Annotated in this window: 24 protein-coding genes; 7 read left to right on the forward strand and 17 right to left on the reverse strand. The window is 54.9% G+C overall.

All coding sequences use genetic code 11. The features are described from left to right. Positions 1 to 143 precede the first annotated feature (143 nt). Positions 144 to 1,244, forward strand: a complete 1,101-nt coding sequence (locus tag VQ830_RS16005; protein WP_337269140.1) for a GGDEF domain-containing protein — start codon at positions 144 to 146, stop codon at positions 1,242 to 1,244. Between the two features lie 140 nt (positions 1,245 to 1,384). Here VQ830_RS16005 and VQ830_RS16010 read toward each other — a convergent pair whose 3' ends face one another. Further along, positions 1,385 to 2,200 (reverse strand): GGDEF domain-containing protein, encoded by an 816-nt coding sequence (locus VQ830_RS16010; protein ID WP_337269141.1) that lies wholly within the window; start codon positions 2,198 to 2,200, stop codon positions 1,385 to 1,387. Positions 2,201 to 2,976: 776 nt separating this feature from the next. On the opposite strand from VQ830_RS16010, the gene VQ830_RS16015 reads away from it, so the two are divergent. After that, positions 2,977 to 3,930 (forward strand): S41 family peptidase, encoded by a 954-nt coding sequence (locus VQ830_RS16015; protein WP_337269142.1) that lies wholly within the window; start codon positions 2,977 to 2,979, stop codon positions 3,928 to 3,930. A gap of 112 nt (positions 3,931 to 4,042) precedes the next feature. Here the strand turns inward: VQ830_RS16015 and VQ830_RS16020 are convergent, their stop codons facing one another. The 3 genes from VQ830_RS16020 to VQ830_RS16030 form a co-directional block, all read right to left on the reverse strand. Beyond that, entirely contained in the window at positions 4,043 to 4,600 is a 558-nt protein-coding gene (locus VQ830_RS16020; RefSeq protein WP_337269143.1) for a pyridoxamine 5'-phosphate oxidase family protein, read from the reverse strand. A 70-nt stretch (positions 4,601 to 4,670) separates the two neighbouring features. Then, positions 4,671 to 5,267: a TetR/AcrR family transcriptional regulator gene (locus tag VQ830_RS16025; protein ID WP_337269144.1), complete on the reverse strand. Its 597-nt coding sequence runs from the start codon at positions 5,265 to 5,267 to the stop codon at positions 4,671 to 4,673. 1 nt (position 5,268) lies between these two features. Next, positions 5,269 to 5,733, reverse strand: coding sequence for a nuclear transport factor 2 family protein (locus tag VQ830_RS16030; protein ID WP_337269145.1), 465 nt, complete (start codon positions 5,731 to 5,733; stop codon positions 5,269 to 5,271). Between the two features lie 72 nt (positions 5,734 to 5,805). Between VQ830_RS16030 and VQ830_RS16035 the strand changes: the two genes are divergently transcribed. Next, positions 5,806 to 5,952 carry a hypothetical protein gene (locus VQ830_RS16035; RefSeq protein ID WP_337269146.1) on the forward strand — a complete coding sequence of 49 codons (147 nt, stop codon included), beginning with the start codon at positions 5,806 to 5,808 and terminating at the stop codon, positions 5,950 to 5,952. Between the two features lie 209 nt (positions 5,953 to 6,161). Here VQ830_RS16035 and VQ830_RS16040 read toward each other — a convergent pair whose 3' ends face one another. Both VQ830_RS16040 and VQ830_RS16045 read right to left on the reverse strand, forming a co-directional pair. After that, positions 6,162 to 6,404, reverse strand: coding sequence for a hypothetical protein (locus tag VQ830_RS16040; RefSeq protein ID WP_337269147.1), 243 nt, complete (start codon positions 6,402 to 6,404; stop codon positions 6,162 to 6,164). A 309-nt stretch (positions 6,405 to 6,713) separates the two neighbouring features. Further along, positions 6,714 to 8,099, reverse strand: coding sequence for an MFS transporter (locus VQ830_RS16045; protein ID WP_337269148.1), 1,386 nt, complete (start codon positions 8,097 to 8,099; stop codon positions 6,714 to 6,716). Between the two features lie 143 nt (positions 8,100 to 8,242). Between VQ830_RS16045 and VQ830_RS16050 the strand changes: the two genes are divergently transcribed. Together VQ830_RS16050 and VQ830_RS16055 are read left to right on the forward strand one after the other, a co-directional pair. Then, positions 8,243 to 8,995, forward strand: coding sequence for a cytochrome b561 domain-containing protein (locus VQ830_RS16050; protein WP_337269149.1), 753 nt, complete (start codon positions 8,243 to 8,245; stop codon positions 8,993 to 8,995). A 366-nt stretch (positions 8,996 to 9,361) separates the two neighbouring features. After that, on the forward strand, positions 9,362 to 10,168 hold the full coding sequence (locus VQ830_RS16055; protein ID WP_337269150.1) for a phosphate/phosphite/phosphonate ABC transporter substrate-binding protein: 807 nt from the start codon (positions 9,362 to 9,364) through the stop codon (positions 10,166 to 10,168). Between the two features lie 72 nt (positions 10,169 to 10,240). On the opposite strand, the gene VQ830_RS16060 is transcribed toward VQ830_RS16055, so the two are convergent. Beyond that, on the reverse strand, positions 10,241 to 11,263 hold the full coding sequence (locus tag VQ830_RS16060; RefSeq protein ID WP_337269151.1) for a fatty acid desaturase: 1,023 nt from the start codon (positions 11,261 to 11,263) through the stop codon (positions 10,241 to 10,243). A 396-nt stretch (positions 11,264 to 11,659) separates the two neighbouring features. On the opposite strand from VQ830_RS16060, the gene VQ830_RS16065 reads away from it, so the two are divergent. Further along, positions 11,660 to 13,423 (forward strand): methyl-accepting chemotaxis protein, encoded by a 1,764-nt coding sequence (locus VQ830_RS16065; RefSeq protein WP_337269152.1) that lies wholly within the window; start codon positions 11,660 to 11,662, stop codon positions 13,421 to 13,423. Between the two features lie 171 nt (positions 13,424 to 13,594). Continuing rightward, positions 13,595 to 15,103, forward strand: coding sequence for a cyclic nucleotide-binding domain-containing protein (locus tag VQ830_RS16070; RefSeq protein WP_337269153.1), 1,509 nt, complete (start codon positions 13,595 to 13,597; stop codon positions 15,101 to 15,103). A 217-nt stretch (positions 15,104 to 15,320) separates the two neighbouring features. On the opposite strand, the gene VQ830_RS16075 is transcribed toward VQ830_RS16070, so the two are convergent. The 10 genes from VQ830_RS16075 to VQ830_RS16120 form a co-directional block, all read right to left on the reverse strand. Continuing rightward, complete coding sequence (locus VQ830_RS16075) at positions 15,321 to 15,734, reverse strand: curlin (protein WP_337269154.1); 414 nt, start codon at positions 15,732 to 15,734, stop codon at positions 15,321 to 15,323. 167 nt (positions 15,735 to 15,901) lie between these two features. Then, the gene (csgH, locus tag VQ830_RS16080; RefSeq protein WP_337269155.1) at positions 15,902 to 16,300 is read right to left on the reverse strand and encodes a curli-like amyloid fiber formation chaperone CsgH; all 399 of its coding nucleotides are present in this window, start codon (positions 16,298 to 16,300) and stop codon (positions 15,902 to 15,904) included. Between the two features lie 62 nt (positions 16,301 to 16,362). After that, positions 16,363 to 16,800: a curlin gene (locus tag VQ830_RS16085; protein ID WP_337269156.1), complete on the reverse strand. Its 438-nt coding sequence runs from the start codon at positions 16,798 to 16,800 to the stop codon at positions 16,363 to 16,365. A 322-nt stretch (positions 16,801 to 17,122) separates the two neighbouring features. Then, entirely contained in the window at positions 17,123 to 18,439 is a 1,317-nt protein-coding gene (locus VQ830_RS16090; RefSeq protein WP_337269157.1) for a M20 family metallopeptidase, read from the reverse strand. A gap of 3 nt (positions 18,440 to 18,442) precedes the next feature. Beyond that, positions 18,443 to 19,399 carry an ABC transporter permease gene (locus tag VQ830_RS16095; RefSeq protein WP_337269158.1) on the reverse strand — a complete coding sequence of 319 codons (957 nt, stop codon included), beginning with the start codon at positions 19,397 to 19,399 and terminating at the stop codon, positions 18,443 to 18,445. Next, on the reverse strand, positions 19,399 to 20,373 hold the full coding sequence (locus VQ830_RS16100; protein WP_337269159.1) for an ABC transporter permease: 975 nt from the start codon (positions 20,371 to 20,373) through the stop codon (positions 19,399 to 19,401). Before VQ830_RS16100 ends, VQ830_RS16095 begins: the two co-directional genes overlap by 1 nt. An 8-nt stretch (positions 20,374 to 20,381) precedes the next feature. Then, positions 20,382 to 21,368 (reverse strand): autoinducer 2 ABC transporter substrate-binding protein, encoded by a 987-nt coding sequence (locus tag VQ830_RS16105; protein WP_337269160.1) that lies wholly within the window; start codon positions 21,366 to 21,368, stop codon positions 20,382 to 20,384. 33 nt (positions 21,369 to 21,401) lie between these two features. Then, entirely contained in the window at positions 21,402 to 22,172 is a 771-nt protein-coding gene (locus VQ830_RS16110) for an ATP-binding cassette domain-containing protein (protein WP_337269161.1), read from the reverse strand. A gap of 21 nt (positions 22,173 to 22,193) precedes the next feature. After that, on the reverse strand, positions 22,194 to 22,964 hold the full coding sequence (locus VQ830_RS16115; protein WP_337269162.1) for a glutamine amidotransferase: 771 nt from the start codon (positions 22,962 to 22,964) through the stop codon (positions 22,194 to 22,196). Positions 22,965 to 23,007: 43 nt separating this feature from the next. Further along, complete coding sequence (locus VQ830_RS16120) at positions 23,008 to 24,189, reverse strand: carbohydrate kinase family protein (protein WP_337269163.1); 1,182 nt, start codon at positions 24,187 to 24,189, stop codon at positions 23,008 to 23,010. Between the last annotated feature and the right edge of the window lie 230 nt (positions 24,190 to 24,419).

Below are 24,419 nucleotides of genomic sequence, written 5' to 3' on the forward strand. Positions count from 1 at the left end.
CTGTATTTGGTTCGACGATGGATCTCGCCACAGTTCTTCTTCTTCACAAGTCCTCCTTTATTGTGGCGGCGATTAGCTTCTGTTACGTAAGATGGCGTTCACGAGAAGTTGGTCTGGATTTTCTTGCGGTTAGCTGTTTTCTATTGTCCGCCGCATCGACCTTGGCTGGCATGGGCGAGCAAGGTACGCTTGCTCTTGTCCTTTGGGCTTTCGGAAGTTTTTCGATCGGTATCACGGGTTATTCTCTTTTGGCCGCGGGATTACTTCGTCTCAGTCGCCGCAACCAAAAACTGTCTGACTGGGGCCTGCCCGTCGCAGCACTTCTCTTGTCAGCCCTTGTCTTCCAGATGGACTGGTATGAAGATAATGAGACGCGTGGAGCAATCTTTAATATTGCCGTCAGCGCCTTCCTCGGCCTTTCCGGCCTAAAAATTTTAGCGGACTTTTGGAAGGACAGGCTGCCTTCGAGGCTTGGTCTGTTCTTTGCGTTAGTCGCTGCGGCGGCATTTTGTGCCCTGGTTGCTCTTGGAATGACCTTTCCGGCTTACGCGCAAATTGAACCACGCTACGCCTTCTTCCTCCTGATAATTTGCCACTTCTCCTTGGCATTGTTCGTCGTTGTCTTTGTTCAGGAGCGCACTGAATCGCAGTTGAGGCAGCTTGCCGGTACCGATGCCCTTACGGGTATCCCGAATCGGCAGCATTTTCTTGCCTGTCTCGAGCGCGCGCCTCAGACAGGGGACGCCTTCATCATGATCGATATCGATCATTTCAAGAGGATCAACGACATGCACGGTCACCGAATGGGGGATACGGTGCTCATCGGCGTTGCTCAAACTCTTGCGGCCATCGCCGGGAAAGAAACCGCTTTTGGCCGGCTTGGTGGCGAAGAATTCGCGCTCCTCTTGACCAATCAAACCGAAAAAATTGCCCTCGCAAAGGCCGAACAGCTCCGGCAAGCTATCAATGCGCTGTCATTTTCTACGCATGCCATGCCTGTAAAGACAAGCGCCAGCATCGGCGTTGCCTTTTGGAGAGGGGCAGGCGATCTTCAGTCGCTTCAGGACCAAGCGGATCAGGCCCTTTACACTGCAAAAGGCAGCGGTCGCGACCAAGTTGTCTTGTACAGAGGTGAACCGCGGCCGCGTTTGGGAAGCAAGGGGTCGAACGAGGGGCCTATAACAAATCCCGACCATTCGAAAAGACCGCAAAAACCCAGCGGGAACCGCCGGGTTGCTGGATAACTGCTAACAGCGGACCTGCGCTGATCCTGAACTTAACATCTTCGGTCAGCCCCGATCGTTCGCGCTGAGAGATGACGTGCATAATCGCTTCTCTGTGGTCAGCCCACTATCAATGCATTCGGGTTGATTTCAACTGTGGTTCATCCCGCTGCTCTGGCGGGCACATTGTTTGCCAGGATATCGCGGGTGTGGAACAGGAGATTGCGACCTGACGATTTCGCCTGATAAAGAGCCTTATCGCAGGCGCTGAAGAGATCCTCGAAGGAGCTATACGCGTCTTTCTCGGCAATTCCGCCTGAGACGGTGATATGCACCAGCCTATCCTTAACCTCCACTGGCCGAGCGGCCACCATTTCGCGGCATCTTTGCGCAAGGGCAAGCCGCTCCGGTGCACTGATCTTCACCGCAAGAATGGCAAACTCCTCGCCTCCGATGCGGGCCACCACATGCGGCTCGGTAAAAGTAGAAAGTAAGTGTTTGGCGACCGCGATGATGGCATGATCTCCGGCGTCGTGGCCAAATTCGTCATTTATTTGCTTGAAGCGATCAATGTCGAACAGGATCAGTGATGCATCGCCTGGTGCTTTGGCGACCTCCTCCATGAACGCCCGTCTGTTCAGTAGACCTGACAGCATGTCGGTGCGACTAAGACGTTCGAATTCGGCTCTCGATATCGACAGATGATGGATGGCGAGCCCGACGAGATAGACGATCGAGAAGGTGAGGGAAGATGCGACGATCGTCGAGATGATCAATCCAACCGTAACTGCCGGCGCAACCGCATATGGTAAAAGTCCGAATGTATTGAGAAGATGATGTGCGACGAAATTTAAAATATCAGCGGTAGCGGTTACGCAGAACGTCACGCGCAAAGCAAACGACAGGACCTTGCTCCTAGTCTCAAATCGATCGCTGGCGCATGCCTGTTGTATCTGCCGCTCAACAAATGCGAGCATCACCATCTCCAATGCCAAGGTCAGACGATGCTCGCCTGCCGGGCACTAAATTCTCACAGGATCTTTGAGATCTGATGAATCGGCAAGCTTAGGAAAGTCTTGCGATAGAAACCGAACTCCAACGGGAATCGAGCCTTCCTGCCTTACTTCGATGCTCATCTGATTATGGCTTGGACTTAAGTCGTTCTACAAAGCTGACGACTGTAATGCGGTGGCGGCTCCGATATCTTACGGGCTTACGGCGCGATCCGGCGAGTTCAGTTTAAAGAAGCGGGGTTCCAGTCATCGTCATCGGCGAGATGTGATCGGCCATCAAGGCGTGGTCAAATCCTTTTCATCATGCCATTATTTAATCCTGTCATTTAGACGGTATCGAATATTTTAAGACGTAATTCGATCTTGCGATCATAGCTTGCAATGCGCTCCAAACCTTCTTCCCACTTTTGAATACGCAGCGTTTTCTCTACTTTGTTCTGGTACCAAAAACCATGAGAGCGACGGACGAAGTTCACATTCCTACTTTCCGGGACCCTGATATTAGCGAACGCGCTTATATCGCTTCAACAGCCTACCATGTCATTAAACGTTACTTTGCCCATGCTGAAGGATTGCCAACCAGTTACGATTTCGAGTTGCAGTATCGGGCTTATCTTCGGCAAGCAATAAGCGCTCCCGATCGAAAAAGCTTTTCGCTTATGACAATGCGGCTGTTTGCGAGCCTTAAGAACGGCCACACGTCTTTCACCGATGAGCTTTTAAACAAGCGATCTAGATCTATGCCCTTCACTGTTCGCCGGATTGACGGGCTATGGGTCGTGGTGACGTCGAGGCTTCCCGAACTACAGCCAGCTGATGTCATTGTTACGGTTGACGATAAGGCTGTTGACGATTGGCTCGAAGCTGTGAGGGAATATATCGGCCAATCGAGCCTGTCGGCAGTCGATCGCGTGATATGGGCGCACTCTCTTCTATTCCCGAGGCAGTTCGTGCTCGGAATAGAAGGTGGTCAGCGAGTATCTGTTGATCTGGAGGCCGAGCCCAGCGCAGCCGAACGGGGCTTTCTGCTCGCGAAGGCGGTCGAGGCTAATCATCGACCGGACGGCGTGGTTGTCATCCGTATTCCGAGTTTCGAAAGCCCGGAATATGAGCAAGCCGCGATCACGGCAATTCATGCTGCAAAGGATGCGAGCGTCATACTTCTAGATTTGCGTGGGAATGGTGGCGGCAGCGCGCCGGATACTCTTTTGTCTGCTATTATGACCGGACCTTATCGCGGCTCGATGTTCACGACACCTATGACAATCGCTATGGCAGACGCTTCCGGCTCATTCGATGGAGCTCCGCAGGCATTGCCAACTGTGATGATGCGTTATGGCCCTCAACAAACCAACCCATCGTCCGATGCGTGGGCCGGTAAGATGGCGATCCTCGTGGATGGCGGCTGTGCTTCGGCATGTGAAGATTTTGTACTGTCATTTAAGGACGGCAATCGCGGCCTGGTCATCGGTGAGCCAACTTTTGGATCGACAGGTCAGCCCTATATGACGACCTTTCCAGAGTTCGGCATGTCATTTCGGGTATCGACAAAGCGCGAATATTTCCCAGACGGGCGCCCGTTCGAAGGTGTCGGCATTCGACCAGACCTGCTCGTTCCTCTCACCATCGGGCAATTGAAGAGCGGGGTCGACATGCAGCTTGCAACTGCAGCAGCAGCGGCCCTTTCTCAATAGGTCGCCTATAGATATGACTCAAAGTACTTTCTGCGAAGAATGCCGCACAATGGGATGCGGCTCACCTGCTGCTTCAGCGAGAGGGGGTTAATGCCTTCGACCACGCGCTTGGCTAAGCGTCATCGAACATCCCCGTCGGTAGCCCGTCCATGCTGTACTTGTTCTTCTCTCGACGATAGCTCTCAAGGCCGTCTTGTCCCTTTACCTCGGTCCAGGTGTCTAGACTGTTTCGCTCGGCCTTATAATCAAAAAGGGGAACCCCGAAGCCGCACGAGGTCTGCACGAGATCGATGTCCAGCCAGATGATTTGTCGCGCTCCCGATGGCTCTGATCCACCATAATAACGGGCCACAATGTCTTCATACTCGGAACTATTGTGGTGTATCGCTCGTCCGTGTCCATAAAGCCGCAAGATCATAGGTGGACCTTCAACGGCGCAAAACATCATTGTCAATCGGCCATCGGCGCGCAGATGGGCAGCAGTCTCGTTTCCGCTGCCAGTCCTGTCGAGATAGATGACGCAGTTTGGGCCGAGCACACGCAAGCAGCCCCTTTCACGTGGTGAGATATTGACGCGAGAACTGTCCGTGGCGGATGCCGTGAAGAAGATGTGCTGCCGCTCGATAAAGTTCTTGAGCCGATCGTCTATGCTTTCAAATTGCTTTGCCACACCTAAAACGCCTTATGTTGTCACGAGGGTATTTGCAGATAGCCATGTGCATGCTTGCGTTTCAAGCATCTCACTTCCCATGTCTCAGCGCGCCAGATACCACGTTTCCCGATGGGACCAGTCTATATCGAAGCTGATCGATCGCACGCGTAAATACCGCTGGATCGTTGAGGGCGCGGGAGAGGATAATTGCGCCTTGAATAGAAAGCACGGCGTCTTCGGAGAGGCTAAGCGCTTCGCTTGTCGCTCGACCTTGGCGAACGAGCGCTGATTGCAACGCCTCCACCCATTGTACAAAATATTCCCGAACCGCCAGCGAGAACCGATCCCGCGTATTGCTAACGGCCAGAGCTCCCACCAAGCACACGCGTCCGCCCGACTTGAAGTAGACGGTTACAGCGTCCAGCGTATCATTGATGGCACTATTTGCATCTTGTCCGGCTCGCAAAGGTGCATAGACGGCGTCCTCGAACCATTGATGGATCTCGCTGAGCACAGCCTGCATCATTTCCTCCTTCCCGTTGGGGAAGAAGTGGTAGAGGCTGCCTTTGCCAAGCCCCGTGGCCTTGCCGATGATGGCAAGGCTGGCACCTTCAAAGCCGTGTTCTCGAAAAACTTCGGCCAATGGGGCTATGACGTCGGATCTTTCGGCAACGATGCGCGCCATATTAAAGGCCCAGATCGCTCAAGCTTGGATGGTCGTCGGGTCGACGGCCAAGCGGCCAGTGAAACAGGCGCTCGCTTTCTGAAATCGGCATCTCGTTGATGCTGGCATGTCGCACTGCCATCAGACCGTCCTCTGCAAACTCCCAATTTTCGTTGCCATAAGCACGAAACCAGCGGCCGCTATCATCACGGTATTCATAGGCATAGCGCACCGCAATGCGGTTTCCGGTGAACGCCCATAGCTCCTTGATCAAGCGGTACTCGTGCTCCTTGTTCCACTTGCGTGTGAGGAACGCCTGAGCCTCGTCGCGCGTGGTGCAGAACTCTACCCGGTTCCGCCAGCGCGTGTCGAGCGTGTATGCCAGGGCGACCTTGGCAGCGTCGCGAGAGTTCCATCCGTCTTCCGCCAAACGAACCTTTTCGATGGCGCTCTCGCGGGTGAACGGTGGGAGGGGAGGTCGTGCCATGTCGATGTCCTTTCAAATGAGTTGTACCGAAAAGTACATAATGTACCGAATAGTACAATGAAGGAGATCGAGATGGCGATCAAGGACAAATTTGCCGCCATGGGGCGGCCCTATAACCTTAATCGGCATGAAGACGCTTCCCACTCCCAGGAGCGAAAGCCTAGTGGCCTTGACTCTCCGCAGCTCATGCCGGCAGCGACCTCGCAAGAGGCAGCTTGACAATGTTTTCTCTGCTTTGACCGAGAAGCTTTGCCCGTTGAAGTGCGTGAGAGTTCTGAAGAACCTACGGATAGGCTTAGCGGCGCTTGTTTAGGGCGGCTTCGGATAGCCGCCATATGTTCCGCCAAATAGAAACAACCCAAGGAGGTCTCCTTGGGTTGTTCTTCAAATCAGACGCTGATCAGTGTCTACCGTTTTGATGTTTGGGGTTAGTTTGTCGCCCAGTAGCTGCCGCTTCCAAATGGGGTGCTCCAATAATTGTAGCTGGATCCTCCAGCGACGGCCATTTCACCGACCGAGAAACTGCCGATCTGGACCTGAAAACCCACGATCTTGCCATTGTACGTCTGGATGCTGCCGCTAAGCCCGCCGCTTACCTCGTCAAGCTCATGGGGTGCCAGCTCACGAATGGCGGCTTGGTTTGCGTTAGCGTCGCCCGTAACATCGGACATCTTAAAACTCCTCATTTTAGTGTCTTCGTCAGGTCTTGCCGGCTGCTTTTGGACAACCGGGACCCAAGACCCGCTTGGATCTAGGCGAGGATTTCATCGATCCGCAATAAGGCAGATGTGCTAGTGCGGCGCTCGGCAGCGTGGATGAGTTACTCTGCCAAGGTGATTTCAAACCCGTCGGATCGTCGCGTCGCAGCGCTCTCTCTTAGGGCACCACAGTCTTTGACTTTTTCCCATGCGGCTTCCGACTGACCGTGCGCGCCGTACATTTGCCGCACAATTCATTGCCTTGAGCCAATGACCGCCAGCTTACACCTTCTTGGTCTCCAGGATGTCATCCAACGAAATCCCCCGCGTTTCCTTGGCAAACATGTAGATCGCTCCGCCAATGACCAGCAGGGCTGCGAAAACGCCGAATGCGAGCGGGATAAGATCAATGGTCACGGTCGCGCCAAACCAGGTTCCCAGCAATGCTGGTCCAAAGACCTTCGCGCTGGCGCCAAGACCATAGCCCAGACCCAGACCCGTTGGGCGGGCCTTGTTCGGAAATTGCTCAGCGCCGAAAGCGTTGAGAATTCCAAAGGCGCCGTCGCCAAATGTCATTGCGATCAGGATGCCGAGGAAGAATATCCAGCCACCAGATACGATATCAAGCATCCCGGAATGAGTCATCGCGGCAGCCCAGGCCGACAGCATAAGCCCGCATGCTCCTAGAACACTGAAACCCAGCAACGTCCAACGGCGTCCGATAATATCTGCCAACCATGCGGACGCCAAACGACCCAAAAAGTCTCCGAACGAAACGAGCATGAAAAGCCACCCGACCATGCTGGCAGAGAATTTGAAGCCGGAGCCTAGGATCGACTGTCCCCAACCTTGAATGACCGACGAACCCAGGATGAAGCAGAATGAGCCAAGCGTGATAATGACAAGTGGCTTCAAATAATGGGCAAAAATCAGCCGATATGACGTGGTATCAGTCACCTTCATATGCGGTAAGGGTCCAACCTGTTCAACGGGGAGCTGGAGTGCCCAGGCAAACGCTGCTCGTGCTTCCTCAGATCGTCCCTGCGACTGCAAGAAACGCGGCGACTCCGGGACCTGTCGCAGCCATATCAGCAAAAGGATCGGCAGAGCGCCGAGCGCGATCAGAACGCGCCAATGTGTTCCAACTACCAGCTGCGCCATCGATCCAAGAAACAGTCCGAGTGGAATGAACACCGATGCCAAGCCCGAAAGTAGACCGCGCTGCTTTGCAGGAACGAATTCCTGGACATAGGGGATCGATGTGATGTTCAGCCCACCGACGCCGATCCCAATGACGATCCTGAGTGCCGCGAGCATGATCCATCCGTCGTCCGGCGTGAACACGGCCGCAAGCGTGAAGAGCGTGAAGATCAGGACACACCAGAAGAAGGACGATTTACGTCCAATCTTGTCGGCTAAGCGACCCCACAAGATCGCGCCGATGACCGTGCCGAGACCCGACATCGCGATAATCCAACCCGCTTCATACCCCTTTAAGTGCCAGTTCGGGTCTTTCAAAAGGCTCGACACCGCAAAGCCGATAATAAAAATATCAAAAAATTCTGAAATATTCCCAAGAACAACCAGATAAATTAGGCTTTTCTGATTTCTCGTCAGAGGTATTACATCAATCTGCTCAATCGCTGTCATCGCTGTTGACGTTCCCATCGCTCAGAGCCTCCTCTGCCATGGATAGGCGCATCATCATCATCTTTTCGGGAATTGCAATAAATTTATGTTATCGATATCATTGCTTATGGTTGAGCCTATTCGGCGATTGCGCGACGATGAAACCTTGAGGAGGAGAGGCCTTGGCTTGGAGCGCTTTATGGCAGTGGTTGCTGACACCGCTCTCTGGACAGATGGAGCATGTCATCGCAGGAGCGGTGGCTTGGCACGGACGCTTGATGGTTGCGGGCTGGAATATTCTTGTGCCATTTGGCGTCTTGATCGCGCGCTTTTTCAAGATTGCGCCACGGCAGAACTGGCCGCAGCATCTCGATAACAAGGCATGGTGGCACTGCCATCTTTTTATGCAACAGACTGGTTTTGCGCTTGCGATCGTCGCGCTGGCTCTACTCTTGTTTTTTGGGCCTACCCTTCCGGAGGGGCCGGTTGCAACTGCACATGCGACCGCGGGCTGGGCTCTTTTGGTTGCAGGTTTGGCGCAGATCCTGAGCGGTCGGCTGCGCGGGACGAAGGGAGGCCCGACTGCAGCCGTTTTCAAAGGCGACCACTACTTCATGACGCGCCGACGCGTTATGTTTGAAAGATTCCACAAGAGTGTTGGCTGGCTTAGCATGCCGCTCACATTCGTGGCGACCATGCTCGGCCTTTTCCTCGCAGATGCCCCCAGATGGATGCCGCTCGTCATTCTGACCTGGTGGAGTTTGCTGACGTTTGCGTTTGTCGTCCTGCAAAAACGTGGAATGTGCATCGACACCTATCAGGCGATCTGGGGTGCAGATCCATCTTTGCCCGGCAATCGCCGCAAGCCCATCGGTTGGGGCATTCGTCGCTACAATTCGAACCGGTCTCCAACAGAGCAAAAAGCCAGGCAATGATCGCAAGGTAAGCGCTGATCACAGGAAACTCGCGCAAGCGACCACTTCGGGTAGCAGCCCGCCAGAGCCCCTCCTTTAAGGCTGAGGGCAACGAGACAGCGACGATCGTCCATCTGCCGGACCACATTGCTATCAAGAATCGTGCAGTCCCAAAGCTTCTCGTCCGGCCTCACCGCTGTCATCTCTTTCGTGCAGAAACCGGCGATGCCATCACAAAGCCTGCGGTCGGAGGCAAAAGTGCTGTAATCGCGTAAAGTCTCGAAGCCTGAAGCGCCTCGCCGGTCTTCGACCTCTCGTGTAAAGTGCCGATAAGTGGTCTGCCGTTTTTTGTCGGAAGACACACATCGACGCGAGAAAGACGGGCTCATGAGCATTGCAAGTATCAGAATGTACACTTCGCCTCGCGAGCTTGCCGATGCCACTTCAAAACTGTGGTCTTTTCTCAGTAAGGCGTTGCGTGCTCAGGGGCAGTCTGATGTTCCAGATCATCTCAGTTTGGACATTGCACATGATGAAGCTTGGCTGCGGCCAGATCTCTTGCTCTCCCAAACCTGCGGTTACCCCTATGTAACCTCTCTGCGTGGTCGTGTTCGGCTGGTGGCAACACCAATCTATCGTTATCCGGGTTGCTCGGGTCCGTCGATGCGAAGCTTCATCATCACGCGCCGCGCGTTAGGTCTTCGTCGTCTTGAAGACCTCAGAGGCACTGTTGCTGCGATCAACAGTCATGACAGCAATTCGGGGGCCAATCTTTTTCGCGCATCCATGGCGCCGCTGGCCGCTGGCAAGCCCTTCTTTGAGCGCGTGATAACGACCGGTGGCCATCGCGCCAGTATCGATGCTGTTGTCGATGGCAGCGCCGATTGTGCTGCGATCGATTGCATCACCTTTGCCAACATCAAGCGATTTGATCCGCAAGCTCTGGAGAGGATCGTTATTCTCGACGAGACTATATCTGGACCCGGTCTTCCCTTTATCACAAAAGGGCAGGCGAATGATCTGCAGGTTGAACGTCTTAGACAAGCGCTGTTTGCATCGATTGATGCTTCCGCTCTCGATGGTGTTCGCGATACGCTGGGTCTCATCGGTTTTGAAATTCTGTCTGACAGCGACTATGAGCCACTTCAAGCACTCGCCGAGCGGGCGCATCAAAGCGGCTTTCATGATTTTTGATCATGGTGTTGTTGAGTTGCAGGAAAACCAAGGCTGCGTTTCCACGCTTCCTTCCAGAGGGTAATGAACGCTCTAGACCTCGACGAATTTTTCCTGTTTCAACGTTTCGAAGGCAAAGCTGTTTGCGTCCACGTCATGTATGCTCTGCTTTGATGTCGCCGCTTGTGCGATAGGTGCATGCGCGGGGTGGCGAGGATCATCATGTGGCTTTAAGAGAAATTTGCGGGCAATCTCCAAATAGCCGTCATAGACCAAACCGCCGTTCAACTTCAGCAAATTAGCCCGGTTGGCAGCATAATAGGAGCGTATCCGGTACCACGGAATGGCCGGTCGCTGATGATGAACGACATGAAGGTTGTTGTAGAGAAAAAGAAGACCGAAAACCGGGCTATTTTCGACAATAGCGGTGCGCTCATCTTGTTCATCCGCATATCGATGTTCGGCGTAGGATCGCAGCCGCGTCAATGCCGCACCAACATAGACAAAGCCGAGAAAATAGAGCCATATCGGCATTTTGCAGATGAAAATCGTCCACCAGAGGATGACGGTTACGCCGAGTAGATGGCGAAACCAAACCAATCTTCTCTCTTTATCGCCACTCGCCAGGTGAATGGCTTCTCCAGCCAGAAAACTCGCTATCATGACGAAAGGGCCAATCGTCAACCGCCCCAGCAGTGTCATGTTCAACTCGGCGACTATTCTTCCAGTGCGTCCCAGGCGCTCCCACGCCGTTTGGGTGAGATAGGAAGATTCCGGATCTTCGATTGGATCTGTCAGATGTTCGTCGCGATGATGGACAAGATGAGACTGACGGTAAATCGCGTAAGGAAGCCAAAGTGACAGTGGAGGCCAGGCGATCGCGTCGTTGACGGCTTGCTTACGAGTTGGGTGTCCGTGAATTGCTTCATGCTGCAGCGATCCATGCCATGCGATCAGCCAGCCGCCGAACAAGACGAGGATGGGAAGCGGCAAAGAGCGCCAAAACCACGTGACAGCAAGAAAGCTGGCATAAATAACCAACGCCAGCAAGACCGTTTGCCATTCCACTTTGCCGATCGGGTTTGTCTTGGGCGAAGGATCATGTTTGGATCGCATGGTCGGCTCGAAACGATTCAAGTTGAGGTTCGTCAGGTACCGTACACTTTAGATCCTGGAGCAAGGCTGGACGCCGAAAGGATTTCTGTTTTTCGACGCAAAGATGAAAGAAGTGCACGTAATATAAAGCCGATAGGAAAATTTGCTCTACTGGTACTGGAAAGTATAAAGCGCTTGAAGGTCGCAATAAGTCGGATGTTTTTTCGGGCAACCTGTTCGCCTCAGGCCGCTGAGTCCCTATACCCTGTTTCCAAATTCGGTCGGCAGTCATCTGGGAAAACAACGAAGGAGGGCGTGCCGCCAGTGATTATCTGACGTGTGCTTTCCCCAGGTTTTCGCAATTATTAACTTGGCTTCGCTAGGGTTATCGAAACCGCACGTTTTTGGAACCCACCGATGGCAAGCTTCCTGAACTTCAATTCCGTAAAAGTCCTCGATGCACTGGATCTTTCCTTTGCCATCATCGAGTTTGACGTGGACGGCAACATCCTCAAGGCAAATAAGAACTTCTGTGACCTTATGGGCTATACGGAGGCAGAGCTTCTCGGAAAGCATCACCAGATCTTCCTGGATCAGGACTATGCCAAGTCTGCGGAATACAAGGCTTTCTGGAACAAGCTGCGCGGCGGAGAATTTGTCTGCAGCGAGTTTACACGGCTCGCCAAGAACGGGTCGGAGATTTTTATCCGCGGCAATTACAATCCGATTAAGAACAGCTCCGGCAAGGTGCTCAAGATCGTCAAATTTGCCAACGACATCACGCAGACCAAGTTGCACGGCATCGATACTAGCGCGAAAATCGACGCAATCACGAGAGCTCAGGCCGTCATCGAATTCAAAACGGACGGCACCATCCTGTCAGCCAATGAGAATTTTCTAAAGGCGCTGGGATATTCGTCATCGGAAATTGTCGGCCGGCACCACAGCATGTTTGTCGATCAGGCTTTCGCCTCAAGCCCGGATTATGCCGAAATGTGGCGTAAGCTCAACGCTGGGGAATTTGTCGCCGGCGAATTCAAGAGGGTCGGAAAAGGCGGACGGGCCGTCTTCATTCAGGCATCGTACAATCCTGTCTTCGATTTCAAGGGACGCGTTATCAAGGTCGTCAAGTTCGCGACCGATGTCACAGACCGCGTCGAGAATGTCGAGCGCCTCGCAAGTTCTCTGACGAGCCTTGCGGAGGGGGACCTTTCCCAGACGATCGAAATGCCGTTTATCGCCTCGCTCGACAGGCTGAGACGCGACTTCAATGCGGCATCCGCAAAAATTTGCGATGCCATGAGAACGGTGCGAAACAACGCGGAGGCAATTTCGGCCGGAGCGCACGAAATCCGAACAGCTGCCGACGATCTTTCGAGGCGAACAGAGCAGCAGGCAGCCTCCGTTGAAGAGACTGCTGCAGCGCTCGAGGAAATTACGACGACCGTGAAGGATTCCAGCAGGCGAGCAGAGGATTCGGGCACCTTGGTTGCTCGTGCGAAATCGCATGCTGAACATTCCGGGGAAGTCGTCAACGAGGCCATCGTTGCGATGGACAAGATCAATCAGTCATCAAGCCAGATCTCCAACATCATCGGTGTGATCGACGAGATTGCCTTCCAGACGAACCTGCTTGCGCTGAATGCGGGCGTGGAGGCGGCGCGGGCTGGCGAGGCAGGCAAGGGCTTTGCCGTCGTTGCCCAAGAGGTGCGCGAGCTTGCGCAGCGTTCCGCTTCGGCAGCAAAGGAAATCAAGACACTGATCAATGCCTCGGCGACGCAGGTTGCAAGCGGCGTCACACTAGTCAGCAAAGCGGGCGAAGCTCTGCAGCAGATTGCCGGCAATGTTCAAGATATCAATAAAGATATCGGCGCGATTATAGAATCCGCTCGTGAGCAGTCTACGGCTCTCAACGATATCAACCGCGCAATCAACTTGGTCGACCAAGGCACGCAGCAGAATGCCGCCATGGTGGAAGAACAGACTGCGGCAAGTCACGGATTGGCAAAAGAAGCCAAGGCGCTCTTCGAATTGCTCGAGAAATTCCGCTTCGATGATGCGAAGGCGGTAAGCCATGCGGCTCCTAGGCAGGTCGCTAGTAAGCCTGCTCCTCAGCGCGCTGCCAAGACGTTTGTATCGCATGGCAATGCCGCAGTAAGTGCAGAATGGAGCGAATTCTAAGGACAGATGGGGGGCCGATAGGACAGTCGTCGCAGCTTCCAACAGGATGCGGAACACGCGATGACCTGCTGAATGACTCTTGCCGCCTTCATTTATCGATCGCCCCATCGCCCTTTGTTCGCCTAAGATAATTCCTCTTGCGAGCGCTCGCGGCTCCCTTATGGTGCCGCGATGACTTTGAGCCTGACCGATATCGTGCTGAACCCACTGACGCAGTTCCTCGCGCTCGTTGGCCTGAGGGCTGCCGCCAAACTTTTTGCCCCGGATAGCGGGTCGAGCAGACTTGTGATGAATGTCGTGTTCTTCACAGCACTCACGGTACTGCTTCTTTATCACGGCATTCCGCCGTACTTGTTGGACAGCGAGCCGGCATCGGTCCCCGAACTCGTCAGCCATGGCGTTTTGAAAACCATCTGGTGGGTCGGCGGCGCAATGGTTCTGGCGAGCTGCGTACGGATGTTCCTTATTTTCGAGCGTAAGCCGCGTGAGGGCCGGTTGTTGCAGGACCTGGTCGTAGCGCTGATCTATGTCACATCGGTGCTTTGCATCATTGCATATGTGTTCCGCCTGCCGGTTGGAACTGTCATCGCCACGTCGGGCGTGCTCGCAATCGTCCTCGGCCTTGCCTTGCAGAGTACGCTGAACGACGTCTTTTCAGGTATCGCGCTTAATCTCGGACGTCCGCTTTCCGTGGGCGATTGGATTATGCTCGACGAGACAGTCCAGGGCAGGGTGGTGGAGACCAACTGGCGATCCACCCAACTTTTGAGCGGAACCAACGATCTCGTTGTCGTCCCCAACAGTCTCCTTGCTAAGAGCCGGATCACCAATATGAGCGGCCCGGAGGGTGTTCATGGTGCAAGCCTGAAGGTACGGCTTACGCCGACACGTTCGCCGGCGGCACTGCTCGATGCAATGGAGCGCGTGCTCCTCAGCAGTAATATCATTCTCAAGACGCCCGCGCCATCGGCCGGGATTTTGGGGATAGATAGGGAAGCGGTGGAAATTGAGCTGAGCTTCAAGGTCTCGGATGTCTCGAAGGTGGGAAGCGCGCGCAACGAGTTGTTCAATCTGGTTTATCGCCACATCGAGGCCGCGGGAATACAGCTTGCCTCACAACCCGGATCGGCGCAGATCGTCGTTGAGCGGTCTGATCGCGAGCATGATGTTAAGGCGCGCAATACGCCAATGCGGTTGATGAATACAATCACGCTCTTCGCCGGTCTGACCGACGAAGAAAAAGAGAAGATGGCGTCGCAGATGGTTCGCCTCACATTCCGGCAGGGCGAACTCATCGCGAAAAGAGATACGGCACTCACATCCCTGATGATTATCCGCAGCGGTGTTGTCGCCGTTGAGGAAGACGATGGAGACAATCGTATCGAGCTCGGCAGGCTTGCCCCAGGGGATTTTTTTGGAGAAAGGGGTGTTCTCATGGGAGCGCTCGAATTTGCCGACGTGCGGGCGCTAACGCCCGTTGTCATCTATGAAATACCGAAAGAGCGGCTCGCCTTGGTTCTCAAAGAACGGCCAGGAATCGCTGAAGAACTCGGACTTCTGCTGACGAGCAGGACGAAGAGGGAAGAGGAGATCCGCGCCTCCTGGCGAACGGATGTAGGTCAACACCCGTCTTCTCTCTCCGTTCGGATCCGTCAGTTCCTTCACTTGGGGCAAACCTAAGTCGGGATCGTGAGCGCAACGCTATTTGTCCACCAACTCGCCATGCCGCTGGTTGCAGATTGTCAGCGAACCGCCTCTGTTCAACCACCGCTTTATGACCTGTTCCGGGCAAGACGTGAAAGCTAGCAACGTGGGCTTTGGTCAGTCGTCTCAACCGCACCTTGGAACGTCGCGTAACGATCAGGCGACGATTGACTCCATCGCCTTCCGTTTCTCGCTACCATCCGTAACTAAAGCTCAAGCCGCTGCCGTTGTTTCCGTCTTGCACGACATCGGTTCGCGTATTGCGACCGTACTGGAAAATACCATAGGCGTTTCCATTCCCATTCTGCTGCAAGGTTGCAGAATGACCGGTTCCTCTCTGGCGGATGAAGCCGAGGTTGCCTCGCCCTGCCTGGGCGATACCGGCCATGTTACCGCGACCCAGTTGCTTGATATCGGCGTCTTTCAGGCCGCGATACAGCGAGTATGCGCGCAAGCCCGTGGAAAAGAGGTTTCCTTCACCGGAATCGGCTGTGGCCAGATCAAAGGATATGCTTCCTCCAGCCATGGCCGGTGTTGAAACTCCGACCGGTGCGATGGCGCCGATAAGCAGGCTGACAGAAAGCAATTTCAACATATTAAGAGACATTCCGATCTCCGTGCGCCTTAGCGTTACCGATGAGCCAATCTCGCATTTCGCAACTGAACGAGGCTGGAATTGCTCATTCACATGTCGTTCAGTCGAGTCTTTGAAACACGAAAAGAAAAGGGCGCCGAAACGACGCCCTCTTTTGGTGATGTCATGGTCGTAAGGGATCAATCGTCACCGACCAGCTTTGTGCAACTGACACTCTTAGTGCCAAGGTCGATGTCCAAGACAGCTTTGTAACGAGCATCTTTCGCGTCCAGCATAACCGAGCTCAGCAGTTCTGGACCTCCCTTGCCGAGGGTGAAGTCGCCGCCCTGGCTTATGGTCGAGCTGCCGCCGCCACCGGTTTTCTCAACGTTGAACGAGTAGCTGCCACCCGCATTCGCGTCACCCTTCGCGAATGCTTGCAGTTTCACCATGCCGGACTGGGGCACTGCGGTGATCTCACAGAACTGCGATGTTTCTGGCGCTGTCGTTGCGGACACAGCCGCGACACTACCAAGGCAAACCGCAGCCAAAGGCAGGAATACCGCGAGGCGACGTGAATACGGGATAAGAGGGGGCATGACAATTCTTCCTTATGGTAGAATATTGATCGCTAAAAACGCATGCCACGTGCCGCTGCTTTTTATGGGCAAGCCTGCACAAAGGCTGCGACGTTATCGTTGCCACCTTGGCTGACATTGGCGCTGCAGCCACGGCCAACCTGTACGCCGGCTGCAATATTGCCGTTACCGTCCTGCGTCAGGATCGTCGTATGGTTAGAGCCAAATTGGCCAATGCCGGCCGAGTTGCGGTTGCCGACCTGATAGGTGGAGCCGTAGTTGTCGCGTCCTTCCTGGCCAACGGCGGAAAGGTTACGATTTCCATATTGGTGACCAACGTAACGGTTGCGGCCACCGTTCTGGTAGGTTCGGATCCGGTTACTGTATCCGTCCTGCGCGCCGCCAGCCGAGTTCGACCAACCATATTGTTCGATGCTCACATCGTTCGCCATAACGGGTGCCGAAGCTGTGATGCCAATGAGAGCGGCGAATGCAGTTGCAATGAGAGTGGTGCGGATCATGACTGTGTCTCCTCAGGCGGACTAGACCGCGGTTGAACGTCTTTGTTGTAGATGGTCTTGATGGAATGGAGGCTGAAGAGACCGTTCAGTCACGGTTCATTGGTGCAAGCCGTCGTCGCGCAGATTGTGCTGGGCATATGAATGAGGTGCGACGCCGAAAGGAGCAAGTCGGGGAAAGAACCCGTTTCGGGATCAGATAAGACAAAGGGTAGCGTACGTACCTGACGGTGCGATCCCGAAGACACGTAACCTGAACGTATGGCGGGTGGACGGCCGTCTTCACTGCCGCCCACCGAAGGCGTCCTTCATTTTTTCGTTTTAATCATCGGCACCATTCCTCGATCGCCAGTGCAATTGCTTTGGTGCAGTCGACGAGATCGCGGACAGAAACGCGCTCGTTTGGTTGGTGCGACAATGCCGGATCGCCTGGACCGAAGTTTACGGTCGGCGTGTTCCCAAGACCGGTGGGCAGGCCTATGTCGCTATGTGCGCCAAAGCCGGAAAGCACGGGATTGAGATCGGCCACCTTCACAGCGTTCTGAAAAACGCCGACAAAGGGGCTATCGGCCGGTATTTCAGCACAGTCTGCATCAAGGATCCATTCGACCCGTGCCGGGTGTGTGCGTAGGTAGGGATCTGCCTCGCACACATATTGGACGTGTCTTTCTATTTCGCGCTTGACGTTCCCGCCTAGGCCAGACTCGTCTTTCTCGCTTGGAAGATATTGTGCGTCGATGATAATCTCCGCGCGGCCGGCCATGGACGAGGGATGTTCACCCGCCGTCATTTGAGTGACAATGACCTGGTTTGGCAGGTCCATAAGCGGATGATTTTTCTTTGGATCGAACATCCAGCGACGGTTGAGGATGTCGATCCCGTCGAGCATCTGGCGGCATAGCTGAATGGCATCGACCGGCCCGCTTGAATACCAGGCATTCGGCGTGAGTTCAGCATGCCCGCCAATTCCATCGATGATGATTTTGCCCCATAGGATACCATGGCACAGAGGCGCGATCTTGTTGGCAGTCGGTTCGGTCATGATGCCGGCATCGGCTTTAAAGCCCCGGTCGACCATGGCGAGCGAGCCCATGCCACCGATCTCTTCATCAACGACACTGGTGAACACGATGTCGCCTGCAAGGGGTACGCGCAATTCCTTCAATATTTCGACAGCCATCAGCATGCAGGCAACACCGCCTTTCATATCGACTGTGCCGCGACCATGAAGAAAGCCGTCCTTGAGAACGGGTTCGAACGGGTCGGTGGCCCAATGTTCGATCGCGCCTGGTGGGACAATATCGATATGACCCGTCAACATAATAGAGCGACCTCCGCCATTACCAGCAAGCGTGCCGCCGAGGTTGGGCCTGCCCTCAAAGGTTCGGCCCTTGTTGGCTCCTGGGCGGCCTTCATACTTGGCATAGAGTGCTGGTCCATCCGGGTCCCATAGATCGGTGGTAAAACCGAGCTTCTTCAACCGCTCTTGCAGGTAGAGCTGGCAGTCTCGTTCCCCAGGACCGGCTTCCTTAGGGTTCGATTTGACGACAGATGGGAAGCGGATCAGATCGCTTAAAGTTGCGACGATCTGTTCCGAGCGCGCTTCCACGAGCTCGGCGATAGACTTTTGCAGTGAGGTCATATTTTATCTCCAGCGTTGGGAAAGGCGTTCGGCAAGCAGCACGAAGATCAGAAGGCAGCCTACGATGCCGAGCTGCCAGACGGTATTGACGCCAAGCTGCAAAAGGCTTGTCTGCAGAGTGACGAGCAGGATAACTGCTGCGAGGACGCCGCCAACACCGCCGCGTCCCCCCGTGATAAGGATGCCACCAAGCATGGCTGCGGTCAGCGATGCGAGTTCCAGGTTCTGGCCAATATTCGGACGGCCGCTACCGAGCCACGCGATGGAAACCAAGCCAGCAGCACCGCAAAGCAACCCACTTGTCGCGTAGATCATCATGCGCGTGCGATCGACACCGATCCCAACCAACCGGGCGGATTTTTCATCGAAGCCCATGGCATAGATCCAGCGGCCCCAAGCCGTGCCATTCAGAATGATTGCCGTGGCGATGAAAGATGGCAGAGCGACGGTGAAGAACGGGAGTGGCAGGCCGGCGACGGCGCCACGCCCCCACGACAGCAGCCATTCCGGTACGCCCGATTGGGCAGCACCGCCGGTCACCGCGAGTGCCAAGCCCGAATAGATGAAGAAGGTACCGAGCGTTGCGATCAGTGGCAGGATGGCAAGGCGTGTGACCAGCCAACCATTGATCAAGCCAAGGATTGTTCCGAACAGGATACAGATGATCGGCAGCAAAATCGGTGGAAGACCGGCGCGCACGAGCATCAGGCCACCGACAGCGGTCAACGACACGATGCCGCCGACCGACAGGTCGATGCCTGCCCCGCCTGCAAGGACCACGAGAGCCTGACCGAGAGCGGCAAGCGCGAGAATGGTCGAAAATTGCAGAATAGTGGTAACTGTGGATGGGTTAAGCATCGTTGGCTCTAGGAGAGCAACGCCGAGGATGAGGACGACCCAGAGCACCAACAGGATGGTGAGGATGAGGTGGGTCCCTTGCAAAGTGCGTCGCTTCTTCATCACTTCGCCCACTTCAGATCAGAGAATCTGAGATGTTGCGTCATGACTTCGAAGGCTAGCGTTCCGATGAGAAGCACGCCCGTCACCACCGGCTGCCACAAGGAAGGTACGCCGATCAACAACAGACCATTTTGCAAAATCCGGAGCAGCAGTACGCCGAGCACAGTCCCCACTAGGCTGCACCTTCCGCCGAGGATGCTGGTGCCCCCAAGTACGACAGCTGCAACAGCGTCTAGCGCCAAGTTGCTGCCAATCGACATCTCGACATTGCGGTAGGTACCGACATAGAAGGTCGCCGCGAGCCCTGTCAGCGCTCCGGCAATGACGAAGACTGCGCAGCGAACTTTCACCACAGCAATGCCGGAAAGCCTTGCCCTGTCTTCTGAGTTCCCAATTGCCAGCAAATGCAATCCGAACGGTGTTCGGCGCAGCGCGAGCCATGTTGCAAGGTAGGCAACTACGATGACGATCATGTTCAGCGGCAAGCCGGCGAGCGTGACGGATAAGAAATCTGTCAAGGATTTCGACAGACCCGAGAGCCACTGGCCGCCCAGCAAAACAAATATTCCGGTGCGGTAGACGCCAAGCAGGCCCAGCGTAGCAACGATCGCCGGTATGCGGCCAAGTACGACGACTGACGCCGTGAATAGGCCCAGGAGGGCGCCGATAACAGGTCCCGACAGGGCGACAATGACCGTAGGTACTCCAGCGCCAATCCCACGGCCGATCACAATTGCCGCAAGGCCCATGACAGCACCGACGGAAACATCGATTCCGCCGATGGCGAGGATTAACGTCATCCCGAGCCCCGCCAACAACAATTCGACGCTGTTGCGCATAATTGTGTTGGTATTCGCGAAGGACGCAAAGAAGGGCGATGCGACCGAGAAGGTTGCGATGGCAACCAGGATCGCGGCGAGCAAGCACCACTCCCGGGCACTCATGGCGGATTGACTACCGATCAAAAGTCGCATCGCTTTGCTCAGAAGTTGAACTTGTCAACATTCTCTGCGGTGAAGACGGCCGGTGGACCGAGCAAAAGAATGCCCTTCTTGGCATCATAAGAAACCGGCTGATCGAAACTTGGAACCTTGTTTTGGGCCTCAAAAGCTTTTCCGTCGATAAGCTGCTTGCCAGCCCAGACTGTCAGATAGCCGAGCTTTTCCGGATCCCAAAGTACGGTGAAACCGAAAGCGCCGCTTTTCAAATAGTTGCGTGCGGTATTCGGACTGCAATAGCCAGTCCCGATGACAGATCCAATCTTTCCAGCAGTCTCAATTGCCTGTGCAACGCCGGGGCACGTCGACGAGGCTACGCCGATAATCGCCTTGAGATCGGGGTTTGCAGTCATCATGTCGGTGGCGATCTGGGCTGCGCGCTCGGCAGTTCCGCCAGCATATTGTGGCGAAAGAAGCGTCAGCTTCGGATATTTAGCCTTGGCTTCCTCCTGCATGAAGCCGATCCAGGCATTCAAATTCGATGCCGTCGCCTCACCTGAAACAATGCCTATCTTGGCATCAGGCCCCACCCGCTTCACAAGTTCGTCGATGATGGTGCTGCCGAGACCTTGATCTGTCGCCTGGGCAACGTAGACGGCACGGCCGCTATCGGGTGCATCGCTGTCACTGGTGAAGAGCTTAATCTTCTTTGCCTCTGCAGCTTTCACGACTGGCGCGATGCTGGAGGCATCCAACACGCTGACGGATATGGCATTGACGCCTTTGTCGATAAGGCTTTGGACGATCTGGAGCTGATCGACGGGGTTGGTATCGACGGGGCCTGTATAGACGAAGTCAACGTCCAAGTCTTTTGCGGCGCGATTGCCGCCATCTTGCATGGCGTTGAAATAAGGAATGCCGATCAGCTGTGGGACAAACGCCACTTTCGGCTTATCCGCTGCAAAAGCGGCGGTGACGGTGAGCAGCGTGAGCGCCGATATCGTCAGTGTCTTCGTGATCTGATTGAACATGTTTCTGATCCTCTGGAAGTGACGTGCATTTTCCTAGCTTGTTTTTTCAAGAGCCCGCACGTCGGGATGGGCGCCTGTTATGAGAGAGACGATCTCTTCGTGATCCGTTGCATCGCGCCTACGCTCCGCAACCTTGCGTCCGCGGCGGAAGACGACCATGCGGTCAGCGACCTCGAAGACATCGGAAATATTGTGGCTGATGATCACGACTGCGCAGCCACGCTGGGCGAGCCTACGTGTCAAAGACAAAACCTTACGCGTTTCGGCAACGGCGAGGGCGGCAGTCGGCTCATCCATGATCACCAGCTTGGCGTTTAGATTCAGCGCCCGGCAGATGGCGACTGCCTGGCGTTGTCCACCGGATAGACTACCGACAGGCGCATTCGGGTCGGAAATATGCGCATCGAGTTCGTCGATAAGGCTATCGACGCGTTCGCGCATCTCACGGCGACGCAAAAACGGAATGCCCAATACAGAGCGTTTGAGTTCTCTTCCCAGAAAAACGTTTTCGGCAATCGAAAGATTTTCTGAGAGGGCAAGCTCTTGAAATATTGTAGCTATGCCGGCGGTTGCCGCATCCTTCGGCGAAGAGAAGTTGACTGGCTTTCCTTCGATCAGTAGTTCACCCCTGGTCGGCGCGTATGCACCGGCAAGGACTTTTACGAAGGTGGATTTGCCGGCGCCGTTGTCGCCGAGCAGTGCTAGAACCTCACCCGCATAAATATCGATGTTGACGTCCGCCAACGCGGTCAGTCCGCCAAAACGCTTGCCTATTCCTGTGGCTCTGAGCAGAGGATCTGTCATCGCGAAGCCCCTTTTTGTACTTCAGATCGACTTAACAGCCCAGCGCAGGATGTTGAGCCACAGCTGTGCATAACCTGGCCAGGATACGAAACTGTTTGGTAACCAGTGGGGCCCGATGTCGGAGGTCCAGGCGACTGTACGGCCGGCGCCGTGCGACCCCGTGACCAGGAGCGGATGTGCGCCTTCTTCTTGCGGCAGGGTTGCCAACACTTCGACGCTTGGGTCATCCTTGACAAGGACTTCGTTGGCGCCCAGCAGCAAAGGCCATTCCCGGTCGATGCCAGACAGGATGGGGTGCGATTTGGCTGTTAATACCGCCCTAAAGCCTTCCGGCACTTCCAGACGGTCATCGTAAGGAAGGCAGACAACAGGAAGGGCCTCCTCGACTGGGGTGCGCCGCCAGCGCGCTTTACCGTCTATGCCCTGAAACGAGAAATAGCCGCCAGCCATGATGAGGCCGCCGCCTTTCGCCGTCCATTCCCTTATAATCTTCAGTCTATTTGCAACCGGCTTGCCGTGCAGCCAGACATCCGGCGGCAACAGCAGTGAGTTGGCGCCGATATCGGAGAGAATAATGGCGTGATAAGACGACAGTCCTTCTCCTGCAAAAGGGAACTTCTCGACGGCCTCATGCGCGGGCAGATAGTCGATCTCGAACTCAGTTCCCTTCAATGCGGCAACAAGCGGTTCGGCGCCCAGATGGAAGGTGACGCTGCCAAATTGGTCGAAACCCTTATAATGGGTTGCAGAGCTGACCCAACTTTCGCCAACCAGCAGAACTTTCTTTATCATGGAACTTCTCCCTCTGTCCCGATGGTTCGGGGGTGGTTCGAATTCAGACCGCCCGGCGCACTTCGACGGCAGACAACAAATCTTTTAGTTGGGAGGCATTGGCCACATGGCCCTGAGCCCCCTCGGCAGTCGTGGTTAGACTGGCGGCAATTGCCGCATGCCGCGCAGCTTCTTCCACCGTCGCGCCGTGTAGCCACAGGCTTAGAAAGACGCCTGCGAAGGCATCACCGGCGCCCGTCGCATCAATGCGACGAACTGGCAGTGCCGGCACTTCGATTTGTGTGCCCGTACCTTTTCGGAAGATCACGGCACCAAATTCACCGAGCGTCACGACGATGTCGCCACGTTTTTTGATGCGTGAAAAGATTTGTCGTGCTTCCTCGATCATCGACGCAAGTGGTGTGCGGATATTGAAGATTTCGCGGAGAGTCTCATCGTTGATGAACGTCAAATCGACCTGTCCAATCAACTTGAGAAAGGAGTCTGCATTCCTGGACCCGGCCGGCAAACCTGCGGTATGTAGACTGACCCGCCAGCCAGCGTTCTTGAAGCGTTCGATCGAGGGGAGCATTCGTTCGTAATGGAACCCCTCGATATGTAAACCTGAGGTGACCTCGGGCCGCGAAATTTCCATGTGTGCCGTCAGATCGACCTCATTAAGCTCGAAGGTCTCATGGATTATCGTCCGGCTACCATTGGCCTCGATGATAACCAAAGCTCGTGGCAGACGGTTATTGATCGTTCTCCGAATAGGCAGAACATTCACACCTCGAGACAACAACTGGCCAAGTGCCCACTCGCTGTCGGCATCGTCCCCAACGGCGGTGGCGAGATCAACCTGTAACGCATAATCTCCTCCGACGCCCGCTGCCGCGACTGCCAGGTTCGCAGCAGGCCCGCCAACAGCCTTTTCGATGTGTTCAGCTGGAGTGCGGTCATCGCGATGTGGAAGTACCGAAACTCGGCACAGGTAATCCACGCAGATGTGTCCGACGACGAGAAGTCGAGGGAGCGAACGCGTTAAGTCCATTCGTTCGGCAACGCGAAGAGGCAGCGCTCTGGCGAACAGGCTCGGGCGATAGGCAAGTTTCTGAATTGCTTGCTGAATCCTCTCAGCCGTCTCGGGGCGCACAGGGACGTTGCCGTTCAGAAAATTTGAGACCGTACCGACCGAAACGCCGGCAGCGAGAGCAACATCACTGATTGTTGGACGCCCATTGCGCATGCTCGACTTCCCCATTGAAGCGTTTCAACGGTATGAGCGTTGGCGAAGCCCGTCAAAGGGATGAAATACTAAATATCGATCGTAATCAGTAGAATATTCCTGTTATATTTTAGGGAAGGAATAGTATTCCGAAAACAATAAAAATTGAAAATATTTCAATTTGGCGGGCTGTAGTTTTTATACGAGGCCTTGATAAGGCCGTTGGAAAGCATTGCCTATTTAGCCGACGG

Origin of the sequence: Oryzifoliimicrobium ureilyticum (assembly GCF_037199735.1) — a bacterium.
Lineage (GTDB): Bacteria > Pseudomonadota > Alphaproteobacteria > Rhizobiales > Rhizobiaceae > Rhizobium > Rhizobium ureilyticus.